Origin of the sequence: Streptomyces tagetis (assembly GCF_018069565.1) — a bacterium.
Taxonomy (GTDB): domain Bacteria; phylum Actinomycetota; class Actinomycetes; order Streptomycetales; family Streptomycetaceae; genus Streptomyces; species Streptomyces tagetis.
Window position 1 is genome coordinate 253,559 of sequence record NZ_JAGPNL010000001.1, and the last position, 21,935, is coordinate 275,493.

The 21,935-nt window shown below is 72.9% G+C and carries 21 protein-coding genes; 17 read left to right on the forward strand and 4 right to left on the reverse strand.

From position 1 onward, the window contains the following. The first annotated feature begins 37 nt into the window (after positions 1-37). Complete coding sequence (locus J5Y05_RS01075; protein WP_210867814.1) at positions 38-712, forward strand: TetR/AcrR family transcriptional regulator; 675 nt, start codon at positions 38-40, stop codon at positions 710-712. A 72-nt stretch (positions 713-784) separates the two neighbouring features. Here J5Y05_RS01075 and J5Y05_RS01080 read toward each other — a convergent pair whose 3' ends face one another. Together J5Y05_RS01080 and J5Y05_RS01085 are read right to left on the reverse strand one after the other, a co-directional pair. Next, positions 785-1,816: a hydroxyquinol 1,2-dioxygenase gene (locus J5Y05_RS01080; RefSeq protein ID WP_247613987.1), complete on the reverse strand. Its 1,032-nt coding sequence runs from the start codon at positions 1,814-1,816 to the stop codon at positions 785-787. A 2-nt stretch (positions 1,817-1,818) separates the two neighbouring features. Beyond that, a complete protein-coding gene (locus J5Y05_RS01085; protein ID WP_210867815.1) occupies positions 1,819-2,469 on the reverse strand; it encodes a GntR family transcriptional regulator in 651 nt (216 codons plus the stop codon). A gap of 342 nt (positions 2,470-2,811) precedes the next feature. Between J5Y05_RS01085 and J5Y05_RS01090 the strand changes: the two genes are divergently transcribed. The 9 genes from J5Y05_RS01090 to J5Y05_RS01130 are packed head-to-tail and all read left to right on the forward strand — an operon-like array spanning position 2,812 to position 11,267. Further along, complete coding sequence (locus tag J5Y05_RS01090) at positions 2,812-3,795, forward strand: ABC transporter substrate-binding protein (protein WP_210867816.1); 984 nt, start codon at positions 2,812-2,814, stop codon at positions 3,793-3,795. Beyond that, positions 3,792-4,646 carry an ABC transporter permease gene (locus J5Y05_RS01095; protein WP_210867817.1) on the forward strand — a complete coding sequence of 285 codons (855 nt, stop codon included), beginning with the start codon at positions 3,792-3,794 and terminating at the stop codon, positions 4,644-4,646. Before J5Y05_RS01090 ends, J5Y05_RS01095 begins: the two co-directional genes overlap by 4 nt. Further along, positions 4,643-5,407 (forward strand): ABC transporter permease, encoded by a 765-nt coding sequence (locus J5Y05_RS01100; protein ID WP_210867818.1) that lies wholly within the window; start codon positions 4,643-4,645, stop codon positions 5,405-5,407. The genes J5Y05_RS01095 and J5Y05_RS01100 overlap by 4 nt, the downstream gene beginning before the upstream one ends. Beyond that, on the forward strand, positions 5,400-6,224 hold the full coding sequence (locus J5Y05_RS01105; RefSeq protein ID WP_210867819.1) for an ABC transporter ATP-binding protein: 825 nt from the start codon (positions 5,400-5,402) through the stop codon (positions 6,222-6,224). The genes J5Y05_RS01100 and J5Y05_RS01105 overlap by 8 nt, the downstream gene beginning before the upstream one ends. Beyond that, complete coding sequence (locus J5Y05_RS01110) at positions 6,221-7,204, forward strand: ABC transporter substrate-binding protein (RefSeq protein ID WP_210867820.1); 984 nt, start codon at positions 6,221-6,223, stop codon at positions 7,202-7,204. The genes J5Y05_RS01105 and J5Y05_RS01110 overlap by 4 nt, the downstream gene beginning before the upstream one ends. An 18-nt stretch (positions 7,205-7,222) precedes the next feature. Continuing rightward, the gene (locus J5Y05_RS01115) at positions 7,223-8,473 is read left to right on the forward strand and encodes an FAD-dependent monooxygenase (protein ID WP_210867821.1); all 1,251 of its coding nucleotides are present in this window, start codon (positions 7,223-7,225) and stop codon (positions 8,471-8,473) included. An 8-nt stretch (positions 8,474-8,481) separates the two neighbouring features. Next, positions 8,482-9,291: an SDR family NAD(P)-dependent oxidoreductase gene (locus J5Y05_RS01120; RefSeq protein WP_210867822.1), complete on the forward strand. Its 810-nt coding sequence runs from the start codon at positions 8,482-8,484 to the stop codon at positions 9,289-9,291. Positions 9,292-9,322: 31 nt separating this feature from the next. Beyond that, positions 9,323-10,216, forward strand: coding sequence for a fumarylacetoacetate hydrolase family protein (locus J5Y05_RS01125; protein ID WP_210867823.1), 894 nt, complete (start codon positions 9,323-9,325; stop codon positions 10,214-10,216). Next, positions 10,206-11,267 (forward strand): maleylacetate reductase, encoded by a 1,062-nt coding sequence (locus J5Y05_RS01130; protein ID WP_210867824.1) that lies wholly within the window; start codon positions 10,206-10,208, stop codon positions 11,265-11,267. Before J5Y05_RS01125 ends, J5Y05_RS01130 begins: the two co-directional genes overlap by 11 nt. Positions 11,268-11,374: 107 nt before the next feature. On the opposite strand, the gene J5Y05_RS01135 is transcribed toward J5Y05_RS01130, so the two are convergent. Together J5Y05_RS01135 and J5Y05_RS01140 are read right to left on the reverse strand one after the other, a co-directional pair. Next, the gene (locus tag J5Y05_RS01135) at positions 11,375-12,055 is read right to left on the reverse strand and encodes a 3-oxoacid CoA-transferase subunit B (protein WP_210867825.1); all 681 of its coding nucleotides are present in this window, start codon (positions 12,053-12,055) and stop codon (positions 11,375-11,377) included. Then, entirely contained in the window at positions 12,052-12,723 is a 672-nt protein-coding gene (locus tag J5Y05_RS01140; RefSeq protein WP_210867826.1) for a 3-oxoacid CoA-transferase subunit A, read from the reverse strand. Before J5Y05_RS01140 ends, J5Y05_RS01135 begins: the two co-directional genes overlap by 4 nt. Before the next feature lie 185 nt (positions 12,724-12,908). Between J5Y05_RS01140 and J5Y05_RS01145 the strand changes: the two genes are divergently transcribed. From J5Y05_RS01145 to J5Y05_RS01175, 7 genes are all read left to right on the forward strand, one after another. Beyond that, positions 12,909-13,796, forward strand: coding sequence for a LysR substrate-binding domain-containing protein (locus J5Y05_RS01145; protein ID WP_210867827.1), 888 nt, complete (start codon positions 12,909-12,911; stop codon positions 13,794-13,796). Positions 13,797-14,041: 245 nt separating this feature from the next. Next, complete coding sequence (locus J5Y05_RS01150; protein WP_210867828.1) at positions 14,042-14,659, forward strand: hypothetical protein; 618 nt, start codon at positions 14,042-14,044, stop codon at positions 14,657-14,659. Between the two features lie 123 nt (positions 14,660-14,782). Then, the gene (locus tag J5Y05_RS01155; RefSeq protein WP_210869600.1) at positions 14,783-18,403 is read left to right on the forward strand and encodes a hydantoinase B/oxoprolinase family protein; all 3,621 of its coding nucleotides are present in this window, start codon (positions 14,783-14,785) and stop codon (positions 18,401-18,403) included. A gap of 261 nt (positions 18,404-18,664) precedes the next feature. Next, positions 18,665-20,056: a nicotinate phosphoribosyltransferase gene (locus J5Y05_RS01160; protein WP_307853631.1), complete on the forward strand. Its 1,392-nt coding sequence runs from the start codon at positions 18,665-18,667 to the stop codon at positions 20,054-20,056. 10 nt (positions 20,057-20,066) lie between these two features. Continuing rightward, the gene (locus J5Y05_RS01165; protein WP_210867830.1) at positions 20,067-20,351 is read left to right on the forward strand and encodes a DUF1876 domain-containing protein; all 285 of its coding nucleotides are present in this window, start codon (positions 20,067-20,069) and stop codon (positions 20,349-20,351) included. 88 nt (positions 20,352-20,439) lie between these two features. Beyond that, positions 20,440-20,910: an Hsp20/alpha crystallin family protein gene (locus J5Y05_RS01170; protein WP_210867831.1), complete on the forward strand. Its 471-nt coding sequence runs from the start codon at positions 20,440-20,442 to the stop codon at positions 20,908-20,910. Positions 20,911-21,288: 378 nt separating this feature from the next. Further along, the gene (locus J5Y05_RS01175) at positions 21,289-21,897 is read left to right on the forward strand and encodes a YdcF family protein (RefSeq protein WP_210867832.1); all 609 of its coding nucleotides are present in this window, start codon (positions 21,289-21,291) and stop codon (positions 21,895-21,897) included. Positions 21,898-21,935: the final 38 nt, after the last annotated feature.

Consider the following 21,935-nt stretch of genomic DNA (forward strand, 5'->3'; position numbering starts at 1 on the left):
TGGTCTCCGCCACCGCGACAGGGGAGGATGGGCGGTCATGAGCAAGTCACCCGCGCGCATCCGGCTGGCGGATGCCGCCTTCGCGCTCTTCGACGAGCGCGGATACGAGCAGACGACCGTGGACGACATCGCCGAGAGGGCCGGCGTAGGACGGACGACGTTCTTCCGGAACTACCGGTCCAAGGAAGCCGTGATCTTCCCCGACCACGACCGGCTGCTCGACCTGATCAGGGACCGGCTGGCCACCTCCAGCCACAGCACCGCCCTCGTCGCCGTCTCGGACGCGGTCCGCCTGGTCCTGCTGCACTACATCGACGAGGGCGACCTCGCCCGTCGGCGCTACGGGCTCACCAGCAAGGTGCCCGCCCTGCGGGACCGCGAGATCGCCAGCGTGGCGCGCTACCAGCGGCTGTTCCGCGAGTTCATCGCGGAGTGGATGGGAGACCCGACCGCGTCGGCCTCGCTGCGGGCCGAGTTGATGGCCGCGGCCGTGGTGGCGGCCCACAACCACGTCCTGCGCCGCTGGCTGCGGGGCGAGTCCCGCGACCCGGTGGCGGAGGTGGACGAGGCGATGCGCGAGGTCCTCGCGCTCTTCCCGGTGCGCTCGCCGGGGGACGGGTCCGCGGAGGCCGGGACGACGATCGTCGCCTTCCGCAGCGCGCGGGACCTCGACGCGCTCCTGCCCGAGCTGCGGCGACTCGTCGAGCCGTAGGGGGGTACGGGGGGCCGCCCTCGCATCCTGCCCGGTGCATCCTGTCCGGCACGGCCCCCGCGTCCCCGCCCGTCACTCCCGGGACGCGCCCTGAGGGGCCAGCACGATGTCGAAGCGGGCGCGGCTCCACGCCTGGTCGCCCAGGTCGCGGCCGTCCGGCGCCGGGGTGCCGGGGGCCTGCGGGGCGAAGCGGCGGATCAGGGAGTCCTTGACGCCGAAGACCGAGTCGCCCGCCTCCAGTTGGGGGTCGCCCTCGACGAAGATGTGGGTGACCAGCGTGCGGTGGCCCGGGGCGCTCACCATGAAGTGCAGGTGCGCCGCGCGCATGGGTGACCGTCCGACGGCGTCCAGCAGCGCGCCGACCGGACCGTCGTGCGGGATGGGGTACGGCGTCGGGGTCAGGCCCCAGAAGCGGTACGCGCCCTCGTCGTCGCTGAAGAGGTGGGCCCGCCCGGCCACCCGGCCGTCGGTGTACTGCACGTCGTAGTAGCCGTCGGCGTCCGCCTCCCAGACCTCGATGCGGGCGCCGGGCAGGGGCACGCCGTCGGTGTCGGTGACCGTGCCCTCGATCCAGCACGGCTCCCCGGCCGCGCCGCCGGCGATGTCGCCGCCGAGCGCGATCCGCGGGGCGTCCTCGACGAAGAACGGGCCGAAGACGGTGGCCTCGGTGGCGTTGCCGTACGCCTCGTTGTTGACGGCGATGGTCTGCATCGAGGCGCCGAGCACGTCGGAGAGGAGGATGAACTCCTGGCGCCGGTCGTCGGTGATGTGGCCGGCCTCGGTGAGGAAGCGGATCGCGGCCTCCCACTCCGCCTCGGTCAGCCGGACGTCCCGGATGAAGGCGTGCAGATGCCGGACGAGCGAGCACATCAGCTCGGCGAGCCGGGGATCGGGGCACGGGTCGAAGGCGGCGACGACCCGGTCGACCAGCTCCTGTTCGCGGGCGGCCTGCAAGGCGGGCTGCCGTACTGGCTGCCGTACCGGCTCCTGTGCTGACTGCCGTACGGAGTGCCGTCCCGGCTGCGGGGCGGGCTGCCGCGCGGGGTCCCCGGCGGGGACCGGCGCCGGCATGGCGCGGGCGGACGGTGCGGGGGCGTCGGTCATGGCTACTCCGGACGTGAGTCGGCGGTGGCCCGGTGCTGCGCTTCGAGCAGCACCTCGGTGGTCCTGGTGATGTGGTCGGCGAGTGCCTGCCGGGCGCCCTCGACGTCCCGCTCGACCGAGAGCCTGGCGATCTCCGCGTGCTCGGCGTCGCGCATCCGCAGTTGCTCCGTGCTCCGCACGGACCAGCACCGGTAGACCTCGCTGACGTCGCGCAGCCGGTCGGCGACCTCGCGCAGCCGCGCGTTCGGGCAGCCGTCGAGCAGTACGCGGTGGAAACGGCGGTGCGCCTCCATCCAGTCGGCGTTCATCGCGCCGTCGGCGTGCAGCGTGGAGAGCTGGGTCAGCCGGTAGTGCGCGGCGACCACCGACGCCTCCCAGTCCAGGTCGGCGGCCCTGATCGACTGGGCCAGCACCTGGGTCTCGATCGCCACCCGGGCCTCCGTGAGGTGTTCGAGGTCGGTGACGCTGACCTCGACGACCCGGTAGCCGAGCTGCGGCTGCGCCGTGGCCAGGCCCTGCTCCACGAGGCGGGGCAGCGCCTCGCGGAGCACGCCGGTACTGGCGTCGTAGCGGGCGGACAGCTCGGCGAAGCCCAGGGTCGAGCCCGGCGCCAAGCGTCCGTTGAGGATGTCCTCGCGTAGTGCGGTCAGCACCACCTGGCCCCTCGTGGGGCGTCTGTCTTCGGCTCGTCGTGACACCCGGACAGCGTAACCCAAGGATCGCTCAGCTTTCGGACTTTCTTGCAGAATGACGATGACCCTTGACGTTTTCGAAAATTGGGGCTGTGCTTGGAGCCGCTCCCCCCGGGGTCGGATGAGCTGAGAGCGCAGTGGCTCCCACGACACGCCCGTGCACCGCACTCGTGTCCCGCTGCGGCATTGAGGTCCCGGAAGCGCGAGGTGGCGCCGTCCCGTTCCGGGCGCCCTCACCGCGCACGCCGGGAAGCCACGAGTGGGCCCCGCATCGGGGGTCCGCGACATCAATGAGGAGGCGGCGTGTTCGCTGTGACGTTCCGGAGACACCGTGTGGCCGCGCTGTTCGCGGCGGTGCTGGCCGGTGGGCTGCTGGCCGGGTGCGGGGACTCCGACGGCGGCGGTGGCGGTGCCGCGGCCGAGGAATCGGGCGGCGTGGTGAAGCTGAAGGTCGGCGTCACCCCGGTCGGCGACTTCGCGCCGCTCTACTACGCGAAGGACAAGGGGATCTTCACCAAGAACGGCCTGGACGTCACCATCGACCCCAAGGGCGCCTCCGAGGTTCCCCCGCTGGTGTCCAACAGCTACCAGGCCGTGTCGATGTCCTGGACCACCTTCATCCAGGCCACCGCCCAGGGCGTCGGGCTGCGCGGCGTCTTCCCCGGCATCGACGGGGCCCCCGACACCCAGACCGGCATCTACGCGATGCCGTCGAGCGGGATCGGCTCCGCGAAGGACCTGGAGGGCAAGACCGTCGCCGTCAACCAGCCGAAGGCCACCTTCGAGCTGAACTCCCGGGTCGCCCTCAAGGAAGCCGGCGTCGACGTCGACAAGGTCAAGTTCCAGGTGCTGCCGCTCTCCGTCATGGGCGACGCCCTGGTCTCCGGCAAGGTCGACGCGGCCTACCTGGTCCCGCCCTTCTCCACCCAGGTCCAGGACAAGGACGCCAAGCTGCTGGTCGATCCGTACGAGAAGACGCTCAAGGGCATGCCGGTCGCCGGGTACGTCATGACCGACACCTTCGTGAAGGAGAACCCGAAGGCGGCCAAGGCGTTCGTGGCCGCGCTGACCGAGGCCGCCGACGAACTCAACAAGAACGACTCCTACCGGGACTTCGTCACCACCTACACCAAGCTCACCCCCGAGCTGGCGCAGCAGGTCCCGAACTACACCTTCCCGACCGCCATCGACGTCGCCAAGCTCCAGGAGGAGGCGGATCTGATGGCGCAGGAAGGTTTCGCCACCAAGAAGGTCGACATCGCCTCACTGCTCCTGGACGCCCGGTGACCGCCGAGACCACCGGCAGAGCGCTCCCCGCCTCGCCCCCGGCCGAGGCCGGCGCGCGCGGCGGGGGGACCGCCCGGAAGACCCGGAGACGGACGCTTCCCTGGTGGCGGCAGATCCTCTCCGTCACCGTGACCCTGCTGGTCATCCAGCTCCTGGGCGTGACCGGCGTGCTCAGCCGCAGCAGTTTCCCGCTGGTCTCCTCGGTCCTCGCCCGGCTGGGCCGCATGACGGCCGACGGCGCGTTCTGGTCCAGCGTGGGCAGCAGCGTCACCCAGGCCCTGCTCGGGCTGGCGATCGGCACCGCCGTCGCCGTCCCGCTCGGCATCCTGCTCGGCCGGCTGCCCCTGGCCGAACAGGCGCTGCGGCCGGTCATCGAGTTCCTGCGGCCCATCCCCTCGGTCGCGCTGCTGCCGCTGGTGATCCTCACCGCCGGCATCGGACTGGGCGGCGCGGTGATCCTCACCGCCCTGTCCAGCCTGTGGCTGGTCCTGGTGCTCACCATCCGCGGTGCCCGCGCCGTCGACCCGGTCGCCGAGCAGACGCTGATCTCCTTCGGGGTCCCGAGGTCCGCCCGCGTCCACCGGCTGGTGCTGCCGAGCGCGCTGCCGTTCATCGTGACCGGCGTGCGCGTCGCCGCCTCGGTCTCCCTGATCGTGGCGATCACCGCCGAACTGCTCGGCGGGATGCCGGGCCTGGGCAAGGACGTCCAGGTCTCCTTGCAGAGCAGCGACAACGTCGGTGTCTACGCCAGCACGTTCGCGGCCGGCGTGCTCGGTCTGCTGGTGAACCTGCTGATCAAGCCGGCCGAGGACAGGCTGCTGTCCTGGCACGCGTCGAGGAGGTCCGTATGAACCGGCGCCTGTGGGCGATCGCGCTGCCGGTCCTGACCACCGCCGCGGCCGTCGCGCTCTGGTGGACGGCCAGTGCCTCGTCGACCTCGCTCTACTTCCCCCCGCTGAGCGACATCCTGGAGGCGTTCCGCGCCAACTGGCTCTCCCGGCAACTGACCGACATCGTCGTGCCGAGCCTGTGGCGCGTCGGCCTCGGAATGGCCCTCGGCACCGCGCTGGGCGTGGCGATCGGCACCCTGATCGGCGCCATCCGCCGCATCGAGTCGTATGTACAGCCGCAGTTGGAGTTCATGCGGGCGCTTCCGCCGATCCTGGTGATCCCGCCGATGATCCTCGTCCTGGGCACCGGCGACACCATGAAGATCGGGGTCATCGCGGCCTCGGCGCTCTGGCCGGTGCTGCTGGCCGCCGTCGACGGGGCGCGCTCGGTCGAGCCGGTCCGCGACGACATGGCCCGGGTCTTCGGGCTCGGCCGGTGGGCCCGGTTCCGCTGGGTCGTCCTGCCCACCGCCGTACCGCACATCTGGGGCGGTGTGCAGGCCGCGATGCCCATCGCCTTCGTCGTCATGATCGCCTCGGAGTACTACTCCAGCACCAACGGCCTGGGCTACTTCCTCTCGCAGACCTCGACCAGCTTCCGGCTGGCCGACATGTGGTCGGCGATCGTGCTGCTCGGCGTGATCGGCGTCGCCGTGAACTCGCTGGTGGCCTACGCGGGCCGTCGGCTCGACAGGAGATTCGGAGAGTACACAGATGGCTGAGACCGCACCGCCGCCCGCCGTCGCGCCCGCCGCGGCGCCGGCCGGCCGCACACCGATCCTGGAGGTCGACGGGCTCCGCAAGGGCTACGGCGGCGACCCCGTCCTGGACGGCATCAGCCTCCAGGTCTTCGAAGGCGAATTCGTCTCCGTCGTCGGCCCCTCGGGCTGCGGCAAGACCACCATGCTGCGCTGCCTGGCCGGCCTGCTGCCCTTCGAGTCGGGCACCGTCCGCATCGACGGCGCCGCCGTCACCGGCCCGCCCGCCACCCTCGGCATCGTCTTCCAGGACTACAGCCGCTCCCTGCTGCCCTGGCTGAGCGTCCGGGACAACGTCCGCCTGCCGCTGCGCTACCAGGCGATCTCCAAGAAGCAGGCCGCCGCGCAGGCCGACGAGGCCCTGGAGTCGGTGGGGCTCGCGGCCGACGGGCACAAGCGGCCCTGGCAGCTCTCCGGCGGCATGCAGCAGCGCGTCGCCATCGCCCGCGCCCTCGCCTACCGCCCCCGCCTGCTGCTGATGGACGAGCCCTTCGCCTCCGTCGACGCGCAGACCCGGGTCGAGCTGGAGGACCTCATGCTCCGGCTCTGGAGCGAGCGCGCCATGACCATCGCCTTCGTCACGCACGACATCGACGAGGCCATCTACCTCGGCGACCGCATCGTCGCCCTGACCCGCCGGCCCACCGGCATCCGGGAGACCATGACCGTCGACCTGCCCCGGCCCCGCGACCAGATCGCCACCAAGGCCACCGAGCGGTTCGCCGAACTGCGCGCCTCGGTCTTCACCGCGCTCGGCCACCACGAGGAGGCCGCCGGATGAGCCGCCCGGTGCTGTCGCTCGGATGCGGCGACTACGAGATCATGCGCGGCCTGGTGGACGGCACCGTCCGCCCCGACGGCTTCGACCTCAACGCGCTGACCCAGGACAAGGAACGGATCTTCCGGCTCGACCGGCGCGACGAGGTCGACATCTGCGAACTCAACGTCGTGCAGTACCTCCGCGCCCGCGAGCGGGGCGAACCGCTCACCGCCCTCCCCGTCTTCCCGCACCGCCGCTTCCGGCACGGCTCGGTCTTCGTCAGGGCCGGCAGCGGCATCGAGACCGTCGCCGACCTGGAGGGCAGGGCCGTCGGCATCGGCGGGTTCGAACCGGCCGCGGCTGTGTGGCTCCGGGGCATCCTCCAGGACGAACACGGGCTGCGGCTCGACCGGGTCGACTGGCAGGACGTGTTCGGGAGCTTCGGGCGGCTGCCCGACGGCCAGGACGCGCCGCTCGACCCCGCCGACAGCGCCGCGCGCCACCGCATCGACGCGCTGCTGGACACCGGGGCCGTCAGCGCCACCGTCTCCGCCTACAACCCGCCGTCGTTCCTCGCCGGGGACCCCTCGATCGTCCGGCTCTTCCCCGACTTCCCGGCGGTGGAGCGGGCGTACCACGCCAGGACCGGGGTCTTCCCGGTCATGCACGTACTGACGATCCGTCAGGAGATCGTCGACCGCCACCCCTGGGTCCCGGCCAGCCTGATGGCCGCCTGCACGGCGGCCCGGCGCCAGGCCATGCGGCGGCTGCGCAACCCGCGCGCCCTGCCCCTCGCCTTCGTCCAGGACGTCTGGCGCGAGCAGGACGCGCTGCTCGGCGACGACCCCTGGCAGTACGGCCTCACCCCCGGCAACGTCCGGGCGATGGAACTGATCGTCCGCTACGCCCGGGAACAGGGCATCACCACCGGCAGCCCGTCGGTGGACTCCCTCTTCACCCCCGTCGACGCCGAGCCGAGCGGCGACACCACGATCATCTAGCCGAACGGAGGCTTGACCATGAAGGTGGTCATCATCGGCGCGGGCATCGGCGGCCTCGCCGCGGCGGTCGCGCTGCGCCGGGCCGGGCAGCACGTCACCGTGCTGGAGCAGGCCCATCGGATCAGCGAGGTCGGCGCCGGCATCGGCCTGGGCCCCAACGCCGTCGGCGCGCTCACCGCCCTCGGGATCGCGCCCCGCCTGTCCGCCGACGTGTCCCTGCCCACCTGGACCACCCGCCGCCGCTGGCAGAACGGGGCGGAACTCTTCAAGGCCCCGCTCGGCACGACCGTGCGGACGTACGGCCACCCCTTCTGGTTCGCGCACCGCGGCGACCTGCAACGCGCCCTGCTGGAGGCCGCGACCGCCCCCGAGGGACCGGACGACGCCGGACCGCCGGCGGAGGTCCGCCTCGACAAGTGCGTCACCGACGTCGACCCCGCCACCGGACGCGTCACCACCCGCGGCGGCGAGGTCTTCGCACCCGACGCCACCGTGGGCGCCGACGGCATCCGCTCGGTCGTACGGCGCGAGCTGTTCGACGGCAGGGAGGCCACCTACTCCGGGCACAGCGGCTTCCGCACCCAGGTCCCGGCGGAACGCGTCGCCGGCGAGCCGGGACTCGGCGAGTTCGTCGAGCGCAACAGCTTCGAATCGTGGCTCGGCCCCGGCGCGCACGTGGTGCACAGCCCCTTCCGGCGCGGCTCGGTCATCAACATCACCGCCTGCATCGAGACCCCCGCCATCCCCTCCGGAGCGACCTCGGCACCGGTCGGCGTCGACGAGACCCTGGACCACCTGGACGGCTGGCACGAACCGCTGCGGCGCCTGGTCGCCGCCGGCAACGGCGTCGTCCGCTACGACATCCACACCCAACCGCCCCTGGAGAACTGGATCGCCGGGCGCGTCTGCCTGCTCGGGGACGCCTGCCACCCCATGCTGCCCTACCTCGGGCAGGGCGCGGCCCAGGCCATCGAGGACGGACAGGCGCTCGGCGCGGCCTTCGCGGCGGCCCCGGACCCGGACACCGCCTTCCGCCTCTTCCAGGACCTGCGGCTGGAACGCGCCAACCGGGTGCAGGCGCTCTCCGGCGCCAACGCGACCACCTTCCACCTGCCCGACGGCCCGGCCCAGCGCGACCGCGACCGGGGCGTGGCCCAGGGTCACATCGACGCCGAGGTCAGCGCCTGGCTGTGGCAGTACCAGGACCCGGCGGGAGCCGTGGCCAGGACCGGGCCCGCCACGGCGGGACGGCACCGAGACAAGGAATGAGAGCCCCCATGGACATCACCCGAGCCTTCGACTTCACCGGCCACAAGGCCGTGCTCATCGGCACCGGCATCGGCATCAACGGCCCCGAGGACCTGGCGAGTTCCGCCGCCGTGCAGTTCGCCCGGTGCGGCGCCGAGGTCGCGGTCGTACAGGCCACGAGGGAGGCGGCGGACGCCGCCGAGGCCGCCGTGCGCGAGGCGGGCGGCACGCCCCTCGTCTTCGTCAACGACCCCCGCGACCCCGCGGCCGTCGCGCGGATCGCCGAGCGGCTGCCGGCCGGCTGGGAGAGCGTCGACACGCTGGTGACCCACCACTTCGCCAACGACTTCGGCCGCTTCCCCGACCTGAGCGTCGAGCAGTTCGAGGAGACCGTACGGATCAACCTGACCGGCGTGTACGCCGCGTCCCAGGCGTTCCTGCCGCACCTGAAGGCGTCCTCGCGGGCGTCCATGGTGCACGCCGGCTCGATCGACGGCACCCACGGCAACCCCAACGTCGTCAGCTACTCCGCCTCCAAGGGCGGCGTGCACAGCCTCATCCACGTCCTGGCCGCCGAGTTGGCGCCGCTGGGCATCCGCGTCAACGGCATCGCGCGGGCGGGCTCGTCGGCGATGCCGCTCAACGACGCGGTGGTCGCCGAACTCGGCCGCGCGACCCCCCTGCGTCCCGTGGCCCACCCCGACGAGTACGCCGCCGCCGTCCTCTACCTCGCCTCGCCGGCGGCCGGTTACGTCACCGGGGCGGTGCTGCCCGTCGACGGCGGACGGACCGCCGCCACGCCCGGCTGCTCCCCGGGCTACACCGGCTACCGGCACTGACATTCGGCACTTTCCAAGGAGGGAGAGATCGTTGCGTATCGCCAACGTGGCCGGACGGGTCGCGGTGCTCGGCCCCGAGTCGGCCGTGTTCGACGTCGCCGAGTGCTCCGGCGGCCGGTTCGGGCCCGACCCGCGGGCACTGCTGGAGGAGTGGGACGCGTTCCTGCGCTGGTACGAGGGGGCCGGCCCGTTCGGCGGTGGCACCGGCACCCCGCTGGACCCGGCGCTGCTGCGGGCCCCGGTGGACACGCCCCGGCAGGTCTTCGCGGTCGGCCTCAACTACGTCGACCACGCCGCGGAGATCGGCATCCCCCTCCCGGCGGAGCCCAGCGTCTTCACCAAGTACCCGTCCTGTCTCACCGGCCCCTACAACGACATCCGGCTGGTGGACGGTCCCTGCGACTGGGAGGTCGAACTCGTCGCCGTTGTCGGACGGCCCGCGTACCGGGTCTCGCCCGAGGCGGGGTGGGACCATGTCGCCGGGCTGACCATCGGGCAGGACGTCTCGCAGCGCGCCCTCCAAGTGGCCGGGCCCTCACCGCAGTTCAGCCTCGCCAAGTCCTTCCCCACCTTCGGCCCGCTCGGCCCGTGGATGGTCACGCCCGACGAGCTGGGCGACCGCGACGACCTCGGGCTGGGCTGCTCGGTCAACGGGGAGACGGTGCAGGACGGGCGCACCGCGGAGCTGGTCTTCCCCATCCCCGAACTGGTCTCCCGGCTCTCCCACATCGTGCCGCTGCTCCCGGGCGACCTCATCTTCACCGGCACCCCCTCGGGGGTCGGCGCGGCCCGCCGGCCGCAGCGCTTCCTCGCCCCCGGCGACGTGGTGGAGTCCTGGGTGGAGGGCATCGGCCGGCTGCGCAACACCTGCGCCCCGGCGGAGCACCCCGCCCTGACCGGGACGGCGGCCGGTCATGTGGAGTGACTTCTCCTACGAGGCCCTGCCGATGCGCGTCACCTTCGGACCCGGGCGGCTCGCGGCCCTCCCCGAGGAGGCCGGCCGGCTCGGCCTGCGCAGGCTGCTGGTGCTGTCCGGCCCGGTGCAGGAGGAACTGGCGCACCGGGTCGCCGGCCTCCTCGGGGCGCGGGCGGCGGGGGTGTTCGCCGGCGCCCGGATGCACGTCCCCGCCGCCACGGCCCGCGCCGCGCGGGAGCGGGCCGCCGAGCTGGGTGCCGACGGCTGCGTGGCGGTGGGCGGCGGCTCCGCGATCGGGCTCGGCAAGGCCGTGGCCCGCGACACCGGCCTGCCGGTCATCGCCGTGCCGACGACGTACTCCGGCTCGGAGATGACGCCGGTGTGGGGTCTGACCGAGGACGGCGTCAAGCGCACCGGCCGCGACCCGGCCGTCCTGCCGCGCAGCGTCGTCTACGACCCGGAGCTGACGCTCGGCCTGCCGGTGCCGATGTCGGTCGGCAGCGGCATCAACGCGCTGGCCCACGCCGTCGAGGGCCTCTACGCCCCCGACTGCTCGCCGGTCGTCGCCTTGATGGCGGAGGAGGGGGTGCGCCTCATGGCCGGGGCGCTCCCGCGCGTCGCCGCCGACCCCGCCGGGCCCGAGGGGCGCGGCCGGGCGCTGCGGGCCGCGTGGCTGTGCGGTGCCGTCCTGGGCGCCACCACCATGTCGCTGCACCACAAGCTCTGCCATGTGCTCGGCGGCACCTTCGACCTGCCCCACGCCGAGGTGCACACGGTGGTCCTGCCGCACGTCCTCGCCTACAACGCCCCGGCCGCCCCCACGGCGGCCGGGGCCCTGGCGCGGGCGCTCGGATCGGACTCCGCGGCCACCGCGCTGTGGGAGCTGGGGCGCACGCTGGGCGCACCGTCCTCGCTGGCCGCGCTCGGCATGGACGCCGGGCGGCTGCCGGAGGTGGTGGACCAGGTGCTGGCCGTGCCGTACGCGAACCCGCGGGTGCCGACCCGTGAGGAGCTGACGGGGCTGCTGGGGCGGGCGCAGCGGGGGGACCGGCCGGAGTGAGCGGAGCCGGAGGCTCCGGTGCGACGGGCCGGGGGAGGCGGGGCAGCGCGAGGCGGGGCCGGGGGAGGCGGGCGTCGTGCGCCGCGCCGCCGCCCGGCCCCGGCGCGTCAGGCCGCCGGGCCCGCCACGAGGGGGACGTCGAGGCGGGCGGCGAGGTCGGCGAAGGAGATGCCGAAGGTCTCGGTGACGACCGCGCCCTCCGGGCCCACGAGGAAGGTGGCGCGGTCCGTGTAAACACGGTTGACGCACGCCTTGCCTGTGAGCGGATAGGTGCACTCCGGCACGAGCTTGGGCGTCCCGTCCTTGGCGAAGAGCGTCATCATCACGAAGATCTGCCGGGCGCCGACCGCGAGGTCCATCGCGCCGCCGACCGCCGGGATGGCATCGGCCGCACCGGTGTGCCAGTTGGCCAGGTCGCCGGCGGCCGAGACCTGGAACGCCCCGAGCACGCAGACGTCGAGGTGGCCGCCGCGCATCATGGCGAACGAGTCGGCCTGGTGGAAGTAGGCGGCTCCGGGAAGCTCGGTGACGGCGGTCTTCCCGGCGTTGATCAGCTCGGGGTCGATCTGCTCGCCCCGGGCGGCGGGGCCCATGTGGAGCATGCCGTTCTCGGTGTGCAGGACCACGCCCGAGGCCCCGGGGAGGTGGTCGGCGACCAGGGTCGGCTGCCCGATGCCCAGGTTGACGTAGGAGCCCCGCGGGATGTCGCGGGCCACCCGCGCGGCCAGTTCGTCCCGGGTCAGGGGGCCGCGGTCGAGGTGCTCGGCCGGTGCGGTTGCGGTGCTCATGGGGTCGGTACCACCTTCACGACGCGGTCCACGTAGATGCCGGGGGTCACGATCGCCTCCGGGTCCAGGCCGCCGGTCTCGACGACGTCCCGCACCTGCGCCACGACGGTGGTCGCGGCGGTGGCCATGACCGGCCCGAAGTTCCGTGCGGTCTTGCGGTAGACGAGGTTGCCCATCCGGTCGGCCCGGTGGGCGCCGATCAGCGCGAGGTCGCCCTTGATCGGGTACTCCAGGACGTGGGCGCGGCCCGCGATCTCGCGGGTCTCCTTGCCCTCGGCCAGCAGCGTGCCGGCGCCGGTGGTCGCGTAGAAGGCGCCGATGCCCGCTCCGGCGGCCCGCAGCCGCTCGGCGAGGGTGCCCTGCGGGACCACCTCCAGCTCGATCCGTCCCTCGCGGTAGAGCCGGTCGAAGACCCAGGAGTCGCTCTGCCGGGGGAAGGAGCAGATCATCTTGCGGACCCGGCCCGCGGCCAGGAGCGCCGCCAGGCCGGTGTCGCCGTTGCCCGCGTTGTTGGAGACCACGGTCAGTCCGGACGCGCCCTGCCGGATGAGCGCCTCGACCAGTTCCACCGGCATCCCGGCCATGCCGAAGCCGCCGATGAGCACGGTCGCCCCGTCCTCGACGCCGGAGACCGCCGCGTCGACGTCGTCGCAGATCCGTACGGTCACAGCGGCCTCGCACAGAGGTCGGGGGCTCCGTCGCGCGACGGTGGGGCGCAGGGTATGCGCGGGAACACGCAGAGGTGATTGTCGGCCATGACCTCACGCTAGGAGGCCAGGGTTTATCGTGTCCAATACTGGATGAGGCGGCTTTTATCGGCGCTGCTTATAAGTAATGCCCAGCGAGGAGCGATATGGAGATCCGGCAGGTCCGCTACTTCCTCGCCCTGGCCGAGGAACGCCACTTCGGCCGCGCGGCGGCCCGCGTGAACGTGGCCCAGCCCGCCTTGTCCCAGCAGATCAAGCAGTTGGAACGCCAGGTCGGCAGCACGCTCTTCGACCGCTCCACCCGCCACGTCGCCCTCACCGAGGCCGGCCGCCACCTGCTGACCCACGCGCGGTCGATCCTCGGCGAGGTGGAGCGCGCCGAGGCCCACATGGCGGCGCTCGCCTCCGGCCAGGCCGGCCGGGTCTCGGTCGGCTTCGTCGGCACCGCCACCTACGACGTCCTGCCGCGCGTCGCCCGCACGGTGCGCTCCCGGCTCCCCGGCGTCTCGCTGGAACTCCGCGGGGAGCTGCTCGTACCGGAGTTGGTGCAGGGCCTCGCGGACGGCACGTACGACCTCGCGGTGCTGCGGACCGACGACCACCTCGACGCCGCCGTCGAGGTCACCCCCCTGAGGACCGAGCGGCTGGTGGCGGTCCTGCCCACCCGGCACCCCCTGGCCCGGCATCCCCGGGTCCCCCTCGCCGCACTCGCCGACGAGCCCTTCGTCGTCCACCCCTCCCAGGCCCGGTCGACCATGTACGCCTGGGTCCTCGGCGCCTGCGCGCGGGCCGGTTTCCGCCCCGCCACCCTGGTCGAGGTCGGCGAGACGGCGACGCTGGTCGTCTTCGTCGCCGCGGGCCACGGCGTCGCCCTGGTCCCGGAATCGGTGCAGAGCCTCAGACTCGACGGCGTCACCTACGTGCCCCTGGCCGAACACGAACCCGTCACCCTCGCCCTCGCCCGCCGCTCGCACCCCGACCCCCCGGTGGTCGACCGCGTCGCCGACGTCATCGAGACCTCCGTACGGCGCTGAACACCGGCGGAGAGCCGGGCCGGGCCGGCACGGGTCCCGGTGCCGGTGCTCGGGCCGTGGGGTGGGGGTGCGTGGGGGGCGTCGACACGCCACCGGGTGGAGGCCGACGGGAGAAGGCCGGGCTCGGGCGGGAGAATGCCGGGTGGGGCCACCGAGCGGGCGCAGGGGCGAGGCGGGTCCGCCGGCGGAGTCCGCCGCCCGCCCGATCCGCCCTTCCCGAGGAGTGCGACCCCGAGGAGTGCGACGTGCAGCGTGATGCGGGGTACGGCGGCCGTGTGCCGGGTCTGCTGCTGCGGACGCACACGGCGCTGCGTATGGCGACCGACCTGGTCACGGAGGGCGGAGAGGCACGGCGCGAAGGCCGACTGACCTCCCTGGCAAAGTCCCTGGGCGGGCTGCGCGGTGACGTCGAGGACCTGACGTCGGCGGCGCTCGGCGCCCCGCCGCCGGAGGGGGAGCGGCAGGCGGTCCTGGCCGCGCTGTCCGTGCGGGGCGACGTGGACCGTATCGCCGTGTTGATCGGGGAAGCGGGCGACATCGCGCGGCAGCGCGGGCCCGCACCGGTCGCCAAAGCCGTCCGGGCTCCCCTGCGGGAACTCGGCGAGGCGTGCCTGCACGTGGTGGCGCAGGCCCACGACGTCGTCGAACTGTCCGGCCCCGCAGGTGTGTTGGACCGGGACATGGCGGATGTCGCCGCGCGGCGGCGGAGCCTCACCCGCCTGCTCCTGGCACGCGACACGGAGTGCCCCGTGCGCGACGCCGCCCACGCCATGGTGCTGGGCCGCTGCCTGGAGGAGTGCGCCTGGCGGGCCACGGCGCTCGCCGGTGTCGTCGTACGCCTGCGCGAAGCCGCCGTCCGCTGAGGCGGCCACAGCGTTCCCGGACACCGCGACGACCGCCGGAGCGAACCTCTCCTTCGGGGCTTACCGTGGCAAAGGGCCTCACCTCGGAGGAGTAGGGAGGGCATGGGCATGTCCAGCGGTTCCCTGTCCGGCTGCCGGTTCTGGATCGACCGGGGCGGGACCTTCACGGACGTGGTGGTCCGCCTGCCCGACGGCCGGCTACGGGCCCGCAAGCTGCTCTCCGAGAACCCCGGCCGCTACCGGGACGCGGCCGTCGAGGGCATCCGCGCCCTGCTCGGCCTGGCCCCGGGCGAGCCGATCCCCCGGGGAGCCGTGCACAGCGTCCGCATGGGGACCACCGTGGCGACCAACGCCCTGCTGGAGCGCGCCGGTGAACGCACGGCCCTGGTGATCACCCGTGGCTTCGGCGACGCCCTGCGCATCGGCTACCAGAACCGCCCCCACCTCTTCGCCCGCCGGATCGACCTCCCCGAACCGCTCTACGAACGCGTCATCGAGGTGGACGAACGCGTCACCGTCGAGGGAGAGGTCCTGCGCCCGCCCGACCTCGCCGCCCTCGCCACCGAGCTGAGGCGCGCGTACGACGACGGCATCCGCGCCGTGGCGGTGGTCTGCCTGCACAGCGCCCTGCACCCCGCGCACGAGCGGATCATCGGCGAGAGGGCCGCCGCCACCGGGTTCACCCAGATCTCCCTGTCCAGTGACGTCGGACCGCTCACCCGGCTCGTGCCGCGCGGTGACACCGCAGTGGTCGACGCCCACCTCTCCCCGGTCCTGCACCGCTACGTGCGCGATGTCGCGCGTGAACTGCCCGGCGTACGGCTGGCGTTCATGCAGTCCAACGGAGGACTGGCCGCCGCGGACCACTTCCGGGGGACCAACGCCGTGCTCTCCGGCCCGGCCGGGGGCATCGTCGGCATGGCCCGCCTGTCGCGGCAGGCCGGACACGACCACGTCGTGGGCTTCGACATGGGCGGCACCTCCACCGATGTCTCGCACTACGCGGGCGAGTTGGAACGGACCCCCGTCACCCGCATCGCCGGGGTCCGCCTCCAGGTGCCGATGCTGGACATCCACACCGTCGCCGCGGGCGGGGGCTCCGTCCTGCGCTTCGGCCACGGGCGGTACCAGGTCGGCCCCGACTCCGCCGGAGCCGCCCCGGGCCCCGCCAGTTACCGAGGGGGCGGGCCGCTGACGGTCACCGACGCCAACGTGATGCTCGGCCGCGTCCCGCCCGCCCACTTCCCGCACGTCTTCGGACCCGGAGGCGACCAGCCGCTCGACGAGGCGGTGGTGCGCCGGGAGTTCACCGCGCTCGCGGCCCGCATCCGCGCGGAGACCGGCGACACGAGGACACCCGAGGAGGTCGCCGAGGGCTTCCTCCGGGTGGCCGTCGCCAACGTGGCCGCAGCCGTCAAACGGATCTCCGTCCACCGCGGCCACGACATCCGTACGTACGCCCTGACGTCGTTCGGCGGGGCCGGTGGTCAGCACGCGTGCGCCGTCGCCGACTCGCTCGGCATCCGCACCGTCCTCGTACCCCCGTTCGCCGGGGTGCTCTCCGCGCTCGGCATCGGGCTCGCCGACCTCACCACCCTGCACGAGCAGGCGATGGAAGTCCCCCTGGACGAGGCCCACATGAGCGACGTCCGGGCCGTCGCCGACCGGCTCGAACGCGCCGCCCGCACCGCGCTCGCCGACCAGGAGGTCCCCGACGACAGCGTCCGCGTCACCCGCACGGCCCGCCTGCGCTACGACGGGACGGACACCCCCGTGACCGTCGCGCTCGCCCACGCCGACGCCATGACACGGGAGTTCGCCGACCGCCACCGCGGGCTCTACTCCTTCCTGCTGGACCGGCCGGTCGTGGTCGACTCCCTCTCCGTCGAGGCCCGGGGGGTGACCCCGCAGCCCGACCCGCGCCGCCTCACCGCCGAGACACCTCCGTACGACGACGAGGACACCGCGCCCACCACCCGCCTCCACGTCGACGGCGCCTGGCGGACCGTCCCGCTGCGCGAGCGTGAACGGCTGTGCCCCGGAACGGTGTTGCGGGGGCCCGCCGTGATCACCGAGGCGCACGCGACCACCGTCGTCGACCCCGGCTGGCAGGCCGGCGTCACGGACGGCGGCCATCTGCGCCTGACCCGCTTCGCCACCGTGCCCCGGGAGGAGACGGGGACCGAGGCCGACCCGGTCATGCTGGAGATCTTCAACAGCCAGTTCGTCTCCGTCGCCGAACAGATGGGGGCCCGCCTCGCGGCCACCGCCCAGTCCGTCAACATCAAGGAACGGCAGGACTTCTCCTGCGCCCTCTTCGACCCCGACGGCCGCCTCGTCGCCAACGCGCCCCACATCCCCGTCCACCTGGGCTCCATGGGAACCGCCGTCCGGGAGATCGTCCGCCGGCGGGCCGGGACCATGCGGCCCGGAGACGCCTACGCCGTCAACGACCCCTACCACGGGGGGACCCACCTGCCCGACATCACCGTGATCACCCCCGTCTTCGGGGAACCGGGCACCCCGCACGCCGGCGACATCCTCTTCCACGTCGCCTCCCGCGGCCACCACGCGGAGATCGGCGGCCTCACCCCCGGCTCGATGCCCGCCGACAGCCGCCGCATCGAGGACGAGGGCGTCCTCTTCGACAACTGGCTGCTCGTCCAGGACGGCCGGCTGCGGGAGGCCGAGACCCTGGACCTGCTCACCGGCGCCGCGCACCCCTCCCGCGACCCCGCGACCAACCTCGCCGACCTGCGCGCCCAGATCGCCGCCAACGCCAAGGGCGTCGACGAGGTGGCCCGCATGATCCGCCACTTCGGCCTCGACGTCGTCCAGGCGTACATGCGGCACGTCCAGGACAACGCCGAGGAGGCGGTCCGCCAGGCCCTCGACACCCTCACCGGCGGCGCGTACCGGTACGAGACCGACTCCGGGGCCGTGATCGCCGCCCGGATCACCCTGGACCGCGCCGAACGGAGCGCGACCGTCGACTTCACCGGGACCTCGCCGCAGCTCGGCACCAACTTCAACGCGCCGTCCTCGGTCGTCACGGCCGCCGTGCTCTACGTCTTCCGCACGCTCATCGCCCAGGACATCCCGCTCAACGACGGCTGCCTGCGCCCGCTGCGCGTCATCACGCCGGAGGGCTCCCTGCTCGCCCCCGCCGCGCCCGCCGCCATCGTCGCCGGCAACGTCGAGACCTCCCAGGCCGTCACCGGAGCCCTCTACGCGGCCCTCGGCGCCCAGGCGGAGGGCAGCGGCACGATGAACAACGTCACCTTCGGCAACGAGCGTCACCAGTACTACGAGACGGTCGCCTCGGGCGCCGGGGCCGGGCCCGGCTTCCACGGCGCCTCGGCGGTCCAGACCCACATGACCAACTCCCACCTGACCGACCCCGAAGTGCTGGAGCTGCGCCTGCCCGTGCTGGTCGAGGAGTTCTCCGTACGGAAGGGCAGCGGCGGCGCGGGACGGTGGCACGGCGGTGACGGTGTGGTGCGCCGGATTCGCTTCCGGGAGGCGATGACCGTCAGCGTGCTCTCCGGACACCGCCGGGTCCCGCCGTACGGCATGGCCGGCGGGGAACCGGGCTCCCTCGGCGCGCACCGCGTGGAGCGGGCCGACGGGACCGTCGTCCCCCTGGCCGGCTGCGACCGCGCGCAGGTGGGGCCGGGGGACGTGTTCGTCCTGCTCAGCCCTGGCGGCGGTGGCTATGGGAGCCCGGTACCGCGGGCTCCGTAGGCGGAGGGGGCACCCAGGACCGGGGCCTGCCTACTCCGCCGCACGCGTTGCCGCGCCGCGCATGCTGTCCGATGGTGGTGGTGGGGTGGTGGTTCCCCGGAGGCGACGGCGGGCGGCGCGGCCCGGCGCCTGGGCGGAAGAGCCCCTTCCAGGGACCTTCGGCCCAGTGACCAGGGCCCCCGCCGGTTCCACGGTGGGAGGTGGAGGGGCCGGACGAACCCGCCGGTGACGCGCCCACGCGACGGGACGGAAAGCGAGAAGGTGGCGCAGATGTCCGACGCGACGACCACCGACCTCTACGAAGTGACGATGGCCATGGCCTACCTGCGGGAGGGCATGACCGGCGAGGCGACGTTCAGCCTCTTCGTCCGCGACCTGCCCGCCCGGCGGGGTTTCCTGGTCGCCGCGGGGCTGGAGTCCGCCCTCGACCACCTCGGCAGTCTACGGATCGGGCCCGAGGACGTCCGCGCCTTCGCCTCCGCGCTGCACCGGCCGCCGCAGGACCTGGAGCCCCTGCTCGGCCTGCGGTTCACCGGCCGGGTGCGGGCGGTGCCGGAAGGGCGCGTCGTCCTCGCCGGGGAACCCCTCCTGGAGGTGACGGCACCGCTGCCGGAGGCCCAGTTGGCCGAGACGTACGTGCTCAACCAGCTCAGCCACCAGACGGCGATCGCCTCGAAGGCCGCGCGGTGTGTGCTCGCGGCCTCCGGCCGGCCGGTCGTGGACTTCTCGCTGCGCCGCACCCACGGCCCGCAGGCCGGCTTCCAGACCGCCCGCCTCGGGGCGATGACCGGGTTCGCCGGGACGAGCAACGTGGCCGCGGCCACCGCCCTGGACGTCCCCGCCGTCGGCACGATGGCCCACTCGTTCGTGGAGGCGTTCCCGGGCGAGGAGGAGGCGTTCCGCGCGTTCGCCCGCGCCCACCCCGGCCCCCTGACCCTCCTCGTGGACACCTACGACACCGAGGAGGGCGTCCGCGTCGCGGCACGCGTGCTGCGGGACCTGGACCGGGGGCCCGGCTGCGCCGTACGGCTGGACAGCGGCGACCTCGGGGCGCTGGCGGTGCGGGCTCGCGCCCTCCTCGACGAGGCGGGCCTGCCCGATGTGCGGATCACCGTCAGCGGGGGCCTGGACGAGTTCGCCGTGGACGACCTGGTCCGCTCCGGGGCGCCCATCGACGTCTACGCGGTCGGCACGCGCGTCGGGGTCTCGGCCGACGCGCCGTACCTGGACTCCGCGTACAAGATGGTGGAGTACGACGGCCGGCCGGTCATGAAGCTCTCGTCGGCGAAGGTGACGGCCCCCGGCCGGAAACAGGTGTTCCGGCGCCCCGGCGGCGCCGACGTGATCGCCCTCGCCGACGAACTGCCGCCGGACGACGGCGAACCCCTGCTGGAGACGGTGATGAGCGCCGGACGCCGTACGCGTCCGAGGCCCGCCCTCGGCGAGTCCCGGGAGCGGCTGGCCGCGGATCTCGCCGCGCTGCCACCGGCCGCCCGCCGGATACGGAACCCTCTCGCCCCGCGTGCGGCGTCCTCCGCGGCGCTGAACGCCCTGACCGTCCGTGTCCGGCGCCGCCTGGAGCGACGGACGGCGGCGCGGCCCCGCCCACCGGAGCCGGCCTCGTCCGGACTCCACCGGTCGCCCCCGAGCTGAGGAGGACAGCATGTCGCACACCGTCGAATGGAAGGTCCACCTCCACCTCTTCGAGGAAGAGGGCATGACGAAGGCCCGCGCGGTGGTCGACACCGGGACCAGGGTGGTCACCGGCCACGGGGCCGCCCACCGCAATCCGGTCGACCCGGACGTGCCCGAGATCGGCGACGAACTCGCGGCGGGCCGGGCCCTGTACGACCTCGGCCGACAGCTCACGAACCTCGCCGAGCGCGACCTCGACGGCGTACACGCGCCCCGGCCGGAACCCCGGCCGACCGTCGGCTGGCCGATGTGACCGGGGCCCACGGGGGACCCGGCCCCGGCGGCCCACCCACCCGTCCCGGGCGGGCGTTCCCGACCGGGCGAGCCAAGGAGGATGACCGATGACGCACCCCGCACACCGTGGCCGGGGTCCGCTCTTCCCACGGGACCCCTTCCACGAGCTGGAGGAACTCCGCGCGCGGATGGACCAGCTCACGCGCTCGACCTTCCCCTTTCCCGGCGGCGGTTTTCCCGGGGGCGGCGAGGAGGACGCCTGGGCCCCACCGGCCGACGTCGAGGACACCGAGGACGCCTACGTACTGGAGCTGGAACTTCCCGGCGTGGAGAAGGAACAGATCACCGTGGAGGTCGACGGCGGCGAACTCGGCGTCCACGGCGAGATCAAGGAAAGGGCACGCACCGGCGTGGTCCGCCGCCGCACCCGGCACGTCGGCCGCTTCGACTACCGCACCACCCTGCCACCGAACGCCGACACCGACCACATCACCGCAGACCTCGCCGACGGCATCCTCACCGTACGCGTCCCGAAGGCCGCAGGAACCAGCCCCCAGCGCATCGAAATCACCGACTGAGCCGGCTGAAACCTCCTACCGGTTGGTGGCCACGCCCCCGGTCGTCGCCGCGTCGCGGGGGTCTGAGCATCCGGCACATGGGTCGCGCCGCCTGAAGATCTTCAGCCGGACAGGACCCGTCAGTGAACCGCGAACGGGGAACTACGCTGGACGTAGATCACTTCAGTTCCCGTTAGGTGGCTACTTGGATGATCGTGCGGCTCGGCGGAGCGGATATCCGCTGACGATCCCTGACGCGCTCCTCGACAGCGATGCCACATGTTTCCCGAGATTCTAGGTGAGCTGATCGATCACTACGCATTGACGATTCGTACCTGGAAGTGACAAGCAAATTGACCGGACATGAAATCTAGCCATTCACCCACTCGGAAGGCTCCAATGGGCGGCGAGGAGCTCAGCGCAGAACAGGTCCGTGAGATTGTTGGTTTCGTTGATGTCGAGGCACCGCCGCCTCGGGGTGAACCGACCGCTCACTTCATCTTTGGAACGAACCAGAGTCGGCCGGCCGAAATCGCGGCAGAGCGATACCACAAGGGGCTGGCGCCGCTGATCATCGTAAGCGGCGGGATCAATCGGCATACCGGAATTGTGGAAGCGGACGAGTTTCGCAAGCTTCTTGTTGGGCGCGGAGTTCCTGATTCTGTTGTCCGATGCGAGGATCAGGCTGCCAACACGTGGCAGAACGTGGAGTTCTCTCTTCCCTATGTGCGGGAAGCTGTGGAATCCGGTTTGAAGGTCACGGCCATCAGTAAGTGGTACCACCGTCGCACTGTTCACTGTCTGGCGACTCTGGTTCCGGAACTCGACTCCTTCTACGCCCTCTCTTGGGAGCCTGTCTATGCGGGCAAGGTGGTCAGTCGTGTCGCTTGGCCCTCTATTCCGGACGGCAGGCGTCGAGTGATCCGGGAATGGGAGGAAGTGTCCCGGCGTGTCACGGAGGGGAGCTTCAAAAGCGTGAACCTTGTCGATGGTATTTGGCGAACCTGATGTAAGCCGCGACCACTTGTCGGAGGAAGGAGCGCCGC